This window comes from Phenylobacterium sp. RIFCSPHIGHO2_01_FULL_69_31, from assembly GCF_001824475.1.
Classification (GTDB): Bacteria; Pseudomonadota; Alphaproteobacteria; order Caulobacterales; family Caulobacteraceae; genus Phenylobacterium.
The window spans coordinates 282,551-294,797 of the sequence record NZ_MHXN01000003.1 but is presented as its reverse complement, the minus strand read 5'-3'; the positions used below and the strand labels follow the sequence as shown (position 1 = coordinate 294,797).

General features: G+C 69.4%; 9 protein-coding genes. 3 read left to right on the top strand and 6 right to left on the bottom strand.

Annotated features, from left to right (window positions below):
- Positions 1–363 precede the first annotated feature (363 nt).
- Positions 364–1,110, bottom strand: a complete 747-nt coding sequence (locus tag A2790_RS01605) for a FadR/GntR family transcriptional regulator (RefSeq protein ID WP_293386960.1) — start codon at positions 1,108–1,110, stop codon at positions 364–366.
- A gap of 86 nt (positions 1,111–1,196) precedes the next feature.
- On the bottom strand, positions 1,197–2,408 hold the full coding sequence (gene manD / locus A2790_RS01600; protein WP_293386959.1) for a D-mannonate dehydratase ManD: 1,212 nt from the start codon (positions 2,406–2,408) through the stop codon (positions 1,197–1,199).
- 114 nt (positions 2,409–2,522) lie between these two features.
- Here manD and A2790_RS01595 point away from each other — a divergent pair, with 114 nt between their 5' ends.
- Entirely contained in the window at positions 2,523–4,619 is a 2,097-nt protein-coding gene (locus tag A2790_RS01595; protein WP_293387050.1) for an alpha-glucuronidase family glycosyl hydrolase, read from the top strand.
- Here the strand turns inward: A2790_RS01595 and A2790_RS01590 are convergent.
- A complete protein-coding gene (locus tag A2790_RS01590; protein ID WP_293386958.1) occupies positions 4,591–5,298 on the bottom strand; it encodes a PEPxxWA-CTERM sorting domain-containing protein in 708 nt (235 codons plus the stop codon). The two genes, A2790_RS01595 and A2790_RS01590, sit on opposite strands and share 29 nt — an antisense overlap.
- Before the next feature lie 108 nt (positions 5,299–5,406).
- A complete protein-coding gene (locus tag A2790_RS01585; protein ID WP_293386957.1) occupies positions 5,407–6,246 on the bottom strand; it encodes an arginase family protein in 840 nt (279 codons plus the stop codon).
- Between the two features lie 152 nt (positions 6,247–6,398).
- Here A2790_RS01585 and A2790_RS01580 point away from each other — a divergent pair, with 152 nt between their 5' ends.
- Positions 6,399–6,920, top strand: coding sequence for a PEPxxWA-CTERM sorting domain-containing protein (locus A2790_RS01580; protein WP_293386956.1), 522 nt, complete (start codon positions 6,399–6,401; stop codon positions 6,918–6,920).
- Here A2790_RS01580 and A2790_RS01575 read toward each other — a convergent pair.
- Both A2790_RS01575 and A2790_RS01570 read right to left on the bottom strand, forming a co-directional pair.
- Positions 6,911–7,888, bottom strand: a complete 978-nt coding sequence (locus A2790_RS01575) for an AraC family transcriptional regulator (protein ID WP_293386955.1) — start codon at positions 7,886–7,888, stop codon at positions 6,911–6,913. The two genes, A2790_RS01580 and A2790_RS01575, sit on opposite strands and share 10 nt — an antisense overlap.
- 115 nt (positions 7,889–8,003) lie before the next feature.
- Positions 8,004–10,904: a TonB-dependent receptor gene (locus A2790_RS01570; RefSeq protein WP_293386954.1), complete on the bottom strand. Its 2,901-nt coding sequence runs from the start codon at positions 10,902–10,904 to the stop codon at positions 8,004–8,006.
- 290 nt (positions 10,905–11,194) lie between these two features.
- Here A2790_RS01570 and A2790_RS01565 point away from each other — a divergent pair, with 290 nt between their 5' ends.
- The gene (locus A2790_RS01565; protein WP_293386953.1) at positions 11,195–12,247 is read left to right on the top strand and encodes a LacI family DNA-binding transcriptional regulator; all 1,053 of its coding nucleotides are present in this window, start codon (positions 11,195–11,197) and stop codon (positions 12,245–12,247) included.

Genomic DNA, 12,247 nt, shown 5'->3' with positions numbered 1-12,247 from the left:
CCGGCGCCGTGGGGCGGCCGGCCGGAGCCCTGGCGCCTGGGCTGGCCGCTGGAGTGGTCGGCGGCGCGGCGCGGGGCGCTTTGGGGCGCGGCGCCAGCTCCAGGAGCGTGACCTGCATGGCTTGGGGTTCAGGGACCTGCGGCGGCGTCCTCGACGCCAGAAGGACCGCGACCAGCGCGTGGAGCGCCGCTGCGACGATGAGCGCTACGTATCGATGCGAAGGCGAGCGTTGTCGCAAGGAGGCGTCCCCACGCGGCGCCGGTTCGCCCGCGGGAAAGGCGTTAGGTCTGCAGTGCGGCCGGGATGTTGCCGCTGTGTATCGGCGGCGGCGAAATCATGCGCCGCGGCGGTGCGGGCGACTCGTCAGATCGCCACCCGTTTGGCCACCTGGCTCCGGCGCGCCTTGCTCTCCTGCTGGGCCTTCTCCAGCGCCTCGGTCTCGGTGGCGTGGAGGAGGTGCTCGATCACGCGTTCCAGGTGATCGCGCATGGCCTGGCGGGCCTCGGCGGGATCGTGCGCCTTCAGGGCGTCGAGCACGCGCCGGTGCTCCTCGATGCGCGGCTGCAGGCCGCCGCCGCGCGCGCGGCTGAGGATGGCGCGGGCCAGGGGCGAGCGGTTGCGGAGCTCCCACAGGTTCTCGACCGTGGCGATGATCGCGCCGTTCCCGGTAGAGCGGGCGATCACCATGTGGAATTCCTTGTCCGCGTCCTCGCCCTTGAGCTCGTCCTGGTCGGCCATCAGGCCCAACAGGCGTTCCAGTTCGGCGATCGCCTCCTCGTCGATGGTCGCCGCGGCCAGGGCGCAGGCCTCGCCCTCGAACAGGCGCCGCGCCTCGATCAGTTCGAAGGCGCCGATCTCCACGTCGTAGGCCGAGGCGGTGAGGGGCATCTGGGCGCGGGTGACATAGATGCCGAGGCCGTGGCGCGCCTCGATCATGCCCAGCATCTCGAGCGCGATCAGCGCCTCGCGCAGAGTGGGCCGGCTGACGCCGTACTGATCGGCCAATTCGCGCTCGGTCGGCAGACGCTCGCCCACCTTGTACGTCCCCGCCTCGATCTCGGCGGCGATGGAGTCGGCGAGACGCCGATAGAGCTTGCCGCTGACGGCCATGGACTCCTGACGCATATCTGCTGCGCGTCCACTGGGACGCCGCACGTTCGATACCATGAGTCAGGTTCCCATGCCGAACCTGGGCCTCACCAGTCGTGCATCGTACCGTCCTGCAGCCGCGCCACGGGCAGGAACGCGCGGCGGTAGGGGAACTTCGCCGCCGCCGCCTCGTCGATGTCGACGCCCAGGCCCGGCGCATCGCCCGGGTGCAGCTGGCCGTCGGCAAAGGCATAGGCATGCGGGAATACTGCGTCCGTCTCGGCGGTGTGGCGCATGTACTCCTGGACCCCGAAGTTCGGAATCGACAGGTCGACGTGCAGCGCCGCCGCCATCGACACCGGCGACAGGTCGGTGGCGCCGTGGCAGCCGGTCCGCACCCCGTAGAGGTCGGCCAGGGCGGCGATCCGGCGCAGGTGGGTGATGCCGCCGGCGTGGGTGACGGTGGCGCGGATGTAGTCGATGAGCTGGTTCTCGATCAGCGCCTTGCAGTCCCAGATCGAGTTGAAGATCTCGCCCACGGCGAGGGGCGTCGTGGTGTGCTGCCGGATCAGGCGGAAGGCGTCCTGGTTCTCGGCTGGCGTCGGATCCTCGATCCAGAACGGACGATAGGGCTCCAGGTCCTTGCCCAGGCGCGCCGCCTCGATCGGCTTCAGCCGGTGGTGGACGTCGTGGAGGAGGTGGATATCCCAGCCCAGCGCCTCGCGCGCCGCGGCGAAGAGTTCGGGTACGACCGGGAGGTAGCGCTCGCTCGACCAGACGGTCTCGGTGGGCAGGTCGGCGTCCGCGGGCTCGTAGAAGAACTTGTCCTTCGAGACGCCGTAGGTCCCGGTCATGCCGGGGACGCCCGTCTGGAGGCGCACGGCGCGGTAGCCGGCGGCCAGATATTCACCCGCACGGGTGATTGTGTCGTCTATCGTCTCGCCGTTGGCGTGGCCGTAGACCATGACGCCGCTGCGGTTGGCGCCGCCGAGTAGCTGATAGACCGGCAGGCCCGCGAGCTTGCCCTTGATGTCCCACAGCGCCATGTCGACGGCGGCGATCGACGTCATGGTCACCGGCCCGCGACGCCAGTAGGCGCCCTTGTAGAGATACTGCCAGATGTCCTCGATCCGGTGTGCGTCGCGGCCGATCAGGCAGGGGATCACGTGGTCGTCCAGGTAGCTCTTCACCGACAGCTCGCGGCCGTTCAGCGTCGCGTCGCCAACGCCCGTGACGCCATCGGACGTCTCGATCTTGAGCGTGACGAAGTTCCGTCCCGGGCAGGTGACGATCGTCTTGGCGGCGGTGATCTTGGGCATGGGGGCCTTTCGCGGACGCTTCTGCCTAGGCCGCGACAGAAAGGTTGTCAACGAGGTGGTCTGACCAATAGAACGGGAATGTCTCGACCACTGGAGGTCTCCATGATCCGGCGCATGTTTCTGGCCTTGATGGCTGCGGCGACCCTGTCCGTCGGCGCGGGCGCTGCGCGGGCGGAGGACGGCTACGACCTCTGGCTCCGCTATCGGCCCGTGGACGGCGCCGCGGCGGTGGGCGAGGTGACGGTGCTGGGCGACAGCCCGACCCTCAGGGCCGCAAGGGCGGAGCTGGAGCGGGGCCTGGCCGGCCTACGGGGCGGGGCGCCGGCCTCCACGCGTGCGGCGCTGCTGGCGGGAACCGCCGCCTCGCCGCAGATCGCGGCGCTGAAGCTGCCGCTGCAGGGAATGGGCGCGGAGGGCTACGTGATCCGCTCGCTGCAGGTGGACGGCCGGCCGACCACGGTGATCGCGGCGAACTCCGAGGTCGGCGTGCTCTACGGCGCCTTCCACGTCCTGCGGCTGGTCCAGACCCGCCAGCCGATCGGGAAGCTCGACATCGCCGCCAAGCCGGCGGTGAAACTGCGCGTCCTCAACCACTGGGACAACCTGGATCGGTCGGTGGAACGCGGCTACGCGGGCCAGTCGATCTGGGACTGGTGGAAGCTGCCCGACTACAAGGACCCTCGCTACGTCGACTATGCCCGCGCCAACGCCTCGCTCGGCATCAACGGCTCGGTCCTCAACAACGTCAACGCCAAGGCCGACAGCCTGACGCAGCCCTATCTGGAGAAGGCCGCCGCCGTGGCCGAGGTGCTGCGGCCCTACGGGATCAAGGTCTATCTGTCGGCCCGGTTCTCGGCGCCGAAGGAGATCGGCGGCCTGCCCACCGCCGACCCGCTGGACCCGGCCGTCCGCGCCTGGTGGAAGGCCAAGGCGGACGAAATCTACCGCACCATCCCCGACTTCGGCGGCTTCCTGGTCAAAGCCAACTCCGAGGGGCAGCCCGGGCCGCAGGACTATGGCCGCTCGCACGCCGACGGGGCCAACATGCTGGGCGAGGCGCTGGCCCCCCACGGCGGCGTCGTCATGTGGCGGGCCTTCGTCTATTCGCACGAGCAGCCCGAGGACCGGATCAAGCAGGCCTGGTCCGAGTTCACCCCCCTGGACGGCAAGTTCGCCAGGAACGTCATCGTGCAGGTGAAGAACGGGCCGCTGGATTTCCAGCCGCGCGAGCCGTTCCACCCGCTGTTCGGCGCGATGCCCAAGACGCCGCTGATGATGGAATTCCAGATCACCAAGGAATACCTCGGCTTCGCCACCCACCTCGTCTACCAGGGGCCGCTCTGGGAAGAGGTGCTGCAGGCCGACACGTGGCGGGGCGGCAAGGGGTCGACCGTCGCCAAGGTGGTCGCCGCGGGGGCGCCCGGCGAGGGCCTGACCGGCATGGCCGGCGTCGCCAATATCGGGGCGGACCGCAACTGGTCGGGGTCGCATTTCGACCAGGCCAACTGGTACGCCTTTGGCCGCCTGGCCTGGGACCCGAACCTGTCCGCCGCCGCCATCGCGGACGAGTGGATCCGGATGACGTTCTCCAACGACCCGGCGCTGGTGAAGCCGGTCGGCGACATGATGGCCGCCTCGCGCGAGACCATGGTGGACTACATGACCCCGCTGGGCCTGCACCACATCATGGGCCGCAGCCACCACTATGGCCCGGGGCCTTGGGTGGCCGGTGGCGAGCGCGCCGACTGGACAAGCGTCTACTACCACCGCGCCTCGCCCGAGGGGATCGGCTTCGACCGCATGGCCACGGGCAGCAACGCCGTCGCCCAGTACGCGCCGCAAGCCGGGAAGGCGCTGTCCGCCGACGAGCGCTTCCTGCTGTGGTTCCACCGCGTCCCGTGGGACCATCGCGTGGCGTCGGGACGGACCCTTTGGGACGAACTGGTGGTCCGCTACTCGCGTGGCGTCGACGGCGTGAAGGCGATGCGCCGGACGTGGGCCGCCATGGCGCCCCATGTCGATGCGGAGCGCCACGCGGAGGTCGCGGCCTATCTGGCCGTCCAGGAACGGGAGGCCCAGTGGTGGCGCGACGCCTGCATCGCCTACTTCCAGACCTTCTCGAAGCGGCCGTTGCCGGCCGGCTACGCGCCGCCGCCGCACCCCGTCGAGTGGTACGAGGCGCTCAGTTTCCCGTACGCACCGGGGATCTGACGCTCGCCGCGCGGCGGCGGCGCAGGCTGGCGCCCGCCGCGCCGAAGCCCAGCACCATCACCGCCCAGGTCGCCGGCTCGGGCACGGCGCCCGATCTGATCGTGCCGCTCACCTCGCCGAACTCGCAGTCGGTCGGGAAGGTCGGGCCGGCGGGCGCCGCCTGGCGGAACTGGAACCCGCAGATCCCCGCGAAGATCAGCTCGTTGTCGAGGTCGAAATCCCGGTCGCCGACCCGGTAGCGCGTCTCGAACCTGATCTTCAGGTACGAGAACTCCTCCTGCACGTGGAGGAAGATGTAGGGCTGGGGGTCGAGGTCCGAGAGCTTGGACTCCAGGACCGCGCCGCCGCCCAGCGAGAAATAGGGATTGTCGTAAGGGGTCGTGGTCCCGATCAGGCCCAGCCGCAGGGTGGGATCGCCGATGTAGCCGGGGACCAGATCGCCGGCCTGCGGCACGTCATGGAGCCGGAGCGGTGTGATCAGGCTGGCGGTCCAGCCGACGCTCAGGTCGTCGCTGGTGAGGGCGGCGAGGGAATCGGCGAAGGTCAGCCCCAGAAGCGCGCCGTCCGCGTTCGACAGATCGAGGCCGAGGCCGATGCGCGGAGGCTCGTGGTGGTTGGCCAGCGCCGGCGAGGCGAGCGCGGCGAACAGGGCGGCGAGGCTTAGGCTGACGCGGCGCATAGGAGGCTCCAGGGTTCGACTCGCCGGCATGGCGACGCCCAGACCTCGCACGGGCGTCGTCCGCCGGGTTTGATTTCGCGCAACCGCGTTCGTCGAGCGATCCGCCCCTCAGCCGGTCGCCAGCTCGCGGAGGCCGGCGGCTTCGCAGAGGCGTTGCAGGTAGCGGCTGCCGTCGAGCGCCCCCGCCGCGTCGGCAGGCGCGAATTCGGTGAGGGTCAGGCCCACCAGGTTTCCGCCCGCCGCGGCGTTGCGCACCAGGTCCGCGCCGGCGTCCAGAGACAGCCGCCCCTCGGGATAGGCCAGATGGGGGAACTGGGCCGGGTCCAGCGCATCCAGGTCGAAGTGGATGTGGACCGGTCCGGGGATGGTCTCGCCGGCTTCGAGCCAGCGCACGCCGCGCTCGCGCTGGAAGGCCCACTCCCCGTCGTCGGCCACGTGGGCCGAGGCGTAGAGGAGTTGCGATGGCGCCAGGGGCGGGCCGAGCAGGCCCCGCAGGGCGGCCGGCGGCCGGCCCAGGAGCGTGGCCACCGGCATGCCGTGGAAATCGCCGCTGGGGCTCGTCTCGGCCGTGTTGGCGTCCAGGTGGGCGTCCACCCAGATGACGGTCAGGTCCGGATAGCGCCGGTGAAGGTGGTCGATGACCGCGACGTCGACCGCGCAGTCGCCGCCCGCGGTCAGGATGCGGGCCGGGCGCACCTCGTCGAGGATGGCCTGGGCGGAGCGGAACTGGTCGAGGATGGCGGTCCAGCGATTGATCCCGCCAGCGGCCTCGCCATCCCCGGCCATCCCCACGCGCCGCAGCGGGGCATAGCGGCTGCAGACCTCGGCGGCGGCCTCCGCGCCCCGCGGCAGGTTGGCGGAGCGTCCCGAGCCCTGCCACTGGGGATAGGCGAGGGCCAGGTCGAACCGGTCCGGCGATCCGGCGGCGTTCTGCTCAAAGACTTGCATCGCCCGATGGTCGCGCGCTTCGCAGCCCCCGCAAAGAGCTCGATAGGGCCGGATTTGACCAGCGCGTGGGCCGCAGGCGCCGAGACCTGCCTCCTGCCGTACGGCACCATGGCCTTGATTGGCTTCCGATTGCGGACTTCGAGCGAGGATTCATGCCGCGACTCTCCACCTTGCGCTGCGCGCTCATCGCGACTTCGCTGTTCGCCACGTCGGCCAGCGCCGCGGAATTGTGGGCGACGACGCAGGACAGCTTCGGCAACGCCCGCGCCATCCAGTACGACCTCGCCACCGGCAACATCGTCCAGGGCGTGCGCCTCGACTTCAATCTGAGCGGCGCCGACAGCCCGATTTCCTGGGACCGGATGGGGTCCATCGCGTTCGATCCCGAGGGCAAGCTCTGGGGGACGACGCAGGACAGCTTCGGTAACGCGCGCGCCATCCAGTACGACCTGGCCACCGGCAACATCGTCCAGGGCATGCGCCTCGACTTCAACCTCAGCGGCAGCGACAGTCCGATCGCCTGGGCTCGGATGGGCGCCATCGCGTTCAGGGACGATCCGACGGCTGCCGTGCCTGAACCTGCGACCTGGTTGATGATGATCCTGGGCTTTGCCGCGGTGGGGATGACGGCCCGCCGGCGGGGCGGCCGGGGCCTGACAGCCGCTCAGGCCTGATCGCGCGCGGCCCGAACGTCCGAGGGCGTGCGGCCGAAGCGGGCGCGGAACGCGCGGTTGAAGGTCCGAACGTCGCCGAAACCGAGGGAGAAGGCGATGTCGAGGATCTGTCGATGCCGCCGGGCCGGATCCGACAGCATCGCCATGGCCCGCTCCAATCGCCGGGCCGTGACGAACTCCGCGAAGGTCTCCGGCTCGGTCTCGAACAGCTTGCGCAGATAGCGCTCCGAGACGCCGATCCGCTTGGCGACGAAGGCCGCGCAGAGGCCGGGCTGTTCGAGGTGGGCCATGATCGCGCTCTTGGCCTGCGCCAGGCGGGCGGCCCGCAAGCCGCCGTGCAGGGCCGCGTCGCGGCCGTCCGCGGTCGCGCCGACCGCCAGCGCGGTCAGCTCGAGCAGGTGCCGCGCGGCAAGATCGCGGAGGCGGGGCAGCGCCAGCGTGTCCGGCCCCAGGCTGGCGGCATAGTCCCTCAGAAGCCGATAGCGCGGATCGCCCGGCGCCGAGACGCCGACCGCATGGTCATCCAGTGAAGCGGCATAGGGTGAGAGCGCCTTTCGCGAGACCTGGAGGGTCACGAACTGGTTGCGCGCCTCGGGCGAGACGAAACTCACCGGGCGGTCGAGCGAACCCAGGATGGCCTGGCCAGGAACCGCCAGGTGCTCGGCCCCGCCTTGCTCGCGCACCAGCATCCGCTGCGCGGGAAAGCAGATCAGCAGATCCGAATTGCCGTCGCTGCGCATCGCGTTCGTCCGATGGCTCGTCATGGCGCTGATCGCGCCGCTGCCGGCGACGACGCCGGTGGAGAGCGGGAGCGCCGTCACCTGGATGCGGATCGGCGCATCGCGCGCCGGCTCCAGCTCCATCCGTTGGCCAAGCTTGCCGAAGAACTCGCGGGCGAACTCGTCGGGACGGTAGGCGGGCAGGTCGTCCGTCGAAAGCTCGAGCTGCGCAACGTCCCCCATGGACATCGATAGTAATCGAGAGCGCTGTTCTTTCAAGCCGCGGGGAACGCAGAAACAAAGCGGGCGGCGCTTGCGCGCCGCCCGAGGCTTGCCGGTCTCGAGGGGAGAGACGAGCGGACCTTTAGAACCGGCCCCGAATACCCACGAGAATGCCGCGGCCGGGCTTGTAGTAGGTGAAGGCGGCGTTCGGATACTCGAAGGTCTGCCGCTGCTCCTCGTCGGTGATGTTGATGATGTCGAGCGTGATCCGCGGCTCGGTGGGCAGCCAGTCGAAGGAGTAGCTGGCCGACAGGTCGAGCTGGCCGCGGGCGTCGGTGCGCAGCTGGGCGACCGGCACGCTGTTCTGGTTGGGGCCCGAGCTGATCTGCTTGTCGTTGTAGGTCCAGGACAGGCGGATGGAGGCGGGGCCTTTCTCGTAATAGCCGGTCAGGTTGTAGGTGTAGGGCGACACCCCGATCGCCACCGGCGGCGCGCCGGCGCCGGACGCGCTCTGGTAGATGCGGGTGTAGTTGGCGGTGAAGCCCAGGCCGTCCACGACGAAGCTCAGCGGCTGCACCCAGTTCAGCTCATAGCCGCGGATGGTCAGCACCCCGCCGGCATTGACCTGCTGGGTCACCGTCACCGTGGCCGCATCGGGGCCGCCGCGGTTGTTGATCGCCTGCTGCTGGTTGGGGGTCAGGCTCTCGAACGGCACGCCCAACTGGCGGAACGGGATGGTGTTGGTGCCCTGAACCGTGAAGCCGCTGACCTCCTTCTGGAAGCCGACCGCGCCGATATAGCCCTCCTGCCCGGTGTACCACTCGATGCCGGCGTCGAAGTTGTTCGACTTGAACGGGGTCAGGTTCGGATTGCCCTGACTGGCGTTCTGGGCCGACGGGTCGCTGAAGCTGGTGCCCGGCAGCATGGCGCTGGGGTCGGGCCGCGTCAGGGTGCGCGAGGCGGCCAGGCGGAACACCACATTGTGCGGCAGCTCCAGCGAGGCGTTGAACGAGGGCAGGTAGGCGTCGTAGCGCGAGCCCAGGGTCTGGAAGCCGGTGGGGGCCGGCGCGCCCGGCGGCGTGAAGGGGCCGGTGATCTTCTGCTCGGTGGAGACGTAGCGGACGCCGGCGTTGTAGCGCAGCCGGAAGTCCCGGAACTCCGACGTGCCGTTGAACTCGGCGTAGGCGCCGACGGTCTCCTCCTTGATGATGCCCGAGCGGGCCGCGGTGGCCGAGGCGGCCGAGAAGGGCGCGGCGTCGCTGAAGGCGTCGTAGTTCGTCGCCTGCTTGAAGGCGTCCCAGTCCACCGTGACGTACCCGTCGGGGCCGGGGCGCAGGTAGGAGGCCAGCTGCGACTGGGTCACCGCCGAGCCCGCCTGGCCGTTGCAGGCCGGCTGGGGCGCGGGCGCGGGCTGGAACGTCCCGCCGCCGCCGCACACCGCCTGCTGCCAGGCGGGGCTGTTGTCGAGGGCAATGATCGAGCGGCGGGCGGTATCGTACGCGCCGCCCACCTTCAGGCTGAGGTTCTCGTCGCCGAACGTGGTGTCCAGGTGCGCGCCCTTGGTCTTGGTGACGCGGCGCTCGTTCTGGATGTTCACTCGGGCGCCCGCCCAGAGCCAGCCGAGGTTCGGATCGTTCAGGTCGACGTTGGTGTCGATGGTGGGGAAGGGGCCGGAGGTGTTGTCGTAGGTCACCGTCACGCCGGCGTTCAGCGGCGTGTTCACCAGCACGCTGGGCGCCTCGCGGAAGAACTGGCTCTTGCTCATGTTGAGCTGGCCCTCGACCTTGATCCAGTCGTTGGCCTGCCAGGTGAAGCCGGGGTTCAGGTTGAAGAACTCCAGATCCTCTTCGTACGGCCGATACTCCAGGAAGAACTGCGAGTTGGCGAAGGTCCCGGAGGTGACCACGTTGTTGGAGTCCACCTTCACGTTCAGGGGGACCATGTTGTTCGAGTTGCGGACGATCCAGTTCATGTCCAGGCGCTCGAACTTGCGCTCGGCCTGGGCCAGCAGGGTGTCGAAGTAGAAGCTGAGGTTTTCCGACGGCCGGTACTCGATGGAGATCAGGGCCGAATCCCGGTCGCGGCGGCCGGCGCTGTAGGCCGGGCGGCCCAGGCGCGGCAGCAGGCCGTCGCTGAGCTGCTGCAGGGTCGTGCCGGGGTTGTTCGCGAGGAGGAACGCGTTGTCGATCACCGTGCCGGCGACCAGGCCGTTGCCGGCGTTGGCGGGGACCGTCGTGGCGAAGTTGAAGCCATTGCCGCCGTTGGTGTTGCAGCCGGCGCAGATGACGTTCGTGGCGTTGGACCAGCCGATGGTCTCGAAGCCCCGGGTTTCCACCTTGTTGCGGGCGATGGCCACCCCGGCCAGGATGCCGAACTCACCGATGTTGGTGTCCCAGGTCTGGCTGGCGATCAGGGCGCCGCGCGGGCTCCACTTCTCGGAATTCTCGTTGAAGGCGCCCTGGAGCGAGTAGTTGAGCTGGCGGCCCGGATTGTCGAAGGGCCGGGCGCTGCGCATGTTCACCGAGCCGGAGACCCCGCCCTCCAGCATGCTGGCCACCGGCGTCTTGTTCACGTCCAGGCGGTTGAAGAGCTCGGTCGGGAAGACGTCGAGGTCCACCTCCCGGTTCTGGTTCTGGCTGTCGGTACGGCCCGACGAGGCCACCGCGATCTGGTTGCCGTTGAGCATGATCTTCGTGAAGTTCGTGCCCAGGCCGCGAATGGCGATGTTCAGCCCTTCGCCGGTGATCTCGCGGGTCAGCTGCACGCCCGGGATCCGGTTCAGCGATTCGGCTAGGTTCGTGTCGGGGAACTTGCCGATGTCCTCGGCGAAGATGCTGTCCTGAAAGCCGGTGGCCTCACGCTTGGCGGTGGTCGATTCGGCCAGGCTGCGGCGGAATCCCGTCACGACCACCTCGTCCACGTCGCCGGCGGGGGCGGGCGCGGTCTGCGCCTGGGCCTGTGTGGCCAAAAGAGTCGCAAGACATGTGGCGCCCAGCAGCAAGGACTTGGCGTGCGCAGGCGTCTTCTTCTGTGAAGAATTCATAATTCCCGTCCCCATGGTGCGTGCTGCGCACACACTTGTTGTTCTTCACGCGCAAGCGCGTCGACCGGTCTTTGACCGTGCCGTATCCAAGACTGTCCTCGGGCCGCTGCACTACTGTAGAATGATAGCGGTCACATTGAGACTGGTACTAGGTCAGTTCTTTGCTGTCAATACGGTCTGACCGGTGCGCTATTGTAGGTCAGACCAATCCGCATTGGGCGTTGCATCCGGCAGGACGCGGGCTTGAGAAGCGGCGGCGGTTGGGCGAGAGCTAGGGCGTAGTTGGGAGAATGGGTTTGGAGCCAAAGCCGGCGCGTCGACAGAGGGGGTCCCTGACGATCCACGACGTCGCCCGTTTCGCAGGCGTGTCGCCGATGACGGTGTCGCGCGTGATCAACGGCGAGAAGAACGTCCGCGACTCCACGCGCGAGGCGGTGAACGCGGCGATCCGCGAGCTGAACTACGCCCCCAACCCCGCCGCGCGCAGCCTGGCGGGCGCCGACCTGGTCCGGATCGGGCTGCTCTATTCGAACCCCAGCGCGGCCTATCTGAGCGAGTTCCTGGTCGGCAGCCTGGACCAGTGCAGCCGTGGCAATATCCAGCTGATCGTCGAGAAGTGCGACGACGAGCGGGCCGAGCTGGCCGCCACCCGCCTGGTGGCCTCGGGCGTGGACGGGATCATCCTGCCGCCGCCGCTGTGCGACAACGCCGCCGTGACCCGGGCGCTGGCCGAGGCGAACGTGCCGGCGGTGGCCGTGGCGACGGGCCAGCCCCCGGCCGACGTCTCCGCCGTGCGCATCGACGACTTCGCCGCGGCCCAGGCCATGACCCGGCACCTGATCGCGCTGGGCCACCGCCGGATCGGCTTCATCAAGGGCCATCCCAACCAGACCGCCAGCCGCCAGCGCCTGGAGGGCCATCTGGCCGCACTGGACGAGGCGGGCCTAGCCGCGCCGGACGAGCTGCTGGCGCAGGGCTATTTCACCTACCGCTCCGGGTTCGAGGCCGCGGAGACCCTGATGGCGGTCCGGCCGGCTGTGAGCGCCATTTTCGCCAGCAACGACGACATGGCGGCGGCGGCCATCGCCGTGGCCCACCGGCGCGGCCTGGACGTGCCGCGCGACCTGACCGTGGTGGGGTTCGATGACAGCGCGCTTGCCACCACGGTGTGGCCGGAGCTGACCACCATCCGCCAGCCCATCGCCGACATGTCGCGTCAGGCCGTGACCCTGCTGGCCGACGAGATCCGCAGTCGCCGCGCCGGCGAGACGGCGCAGCACCCGCATGCGCTGCAGGATTTCACCCTGATCCGCCGGCAGTCGGACGGCCCGCCGGCGGCGTGA

What these genes read in the sequence shown, in the direction of transcription:
- A2790_RS01580 (WP_293386956.1), top strand. Translation starts at nt 6,399, where the DNA reads ATGCCGCGACTCTCCACCTTGCGCTGCGCGCTCATCGCGACTTCGCTG.
- A2790_RS01570 (WP_293386954.1), bottom strand. Translation starts at nt 10,904, where the DNA reads ATGAATTCTTCACAGAAGAAGACGCCTGCGCACGCCAAGTCCTTGCTG.
- manD (WP_293386959.1), bottom strand. Translation starts at nt 2,408, where the DNA reads ATGCCCAAGATCACCGCCGCCAAGACGATCGTCACCTGCCCGGGACGG.
- A2790_RS01595 (WP_293387050.1), top strand. Translation starts at nt 2,523, where the DNA reads ATGTTTCTGGCCTTGATGGCTGCGGCGACCCTGTCCGTCGGCGCGGGC.
- A2790_RS01585 (WP_293386957.1), bottom strand. Translation starts at nt 6,246, where the DNA reads ATGCAAGTCTTTGAGCAGAACGCCGCCGGATCGCCGGACCGGTTCGAC.
- A2790_RS01575 (WP_293386955.1), bottom strand. Translation starts at nt 7,888, where the DNA reads ATGTCCATGGGGGACGTTGCGCAGCTCGAGCTTTCGACGGACGACCTG.
- A2790_RS01605 (WP_293386960.1), bottom strand. Translation starts at nt 1,110, where the DNA reads ATGGCCGTCAGCGGCAAGCTCTATCGGCGTCTCGCCGACTCCATCGCC.
- A2790_RS01590 (WP_293386958.1), bottom strand. Translation starts at nt 5,298, where the DNA reads ATGCGCCGCGTCAGCCTAAGCCTCGCCGCCCTGTTCGCCGCGCTCGCC.
- A2790_RS01565 (WP_293386953.1), top strand. Translation starts at nt 11,195, where the DNA reads ATGGGTTTGGAGCCAAAGCCGGCGCGTCGACAGAGGGGGTCCCTGACG.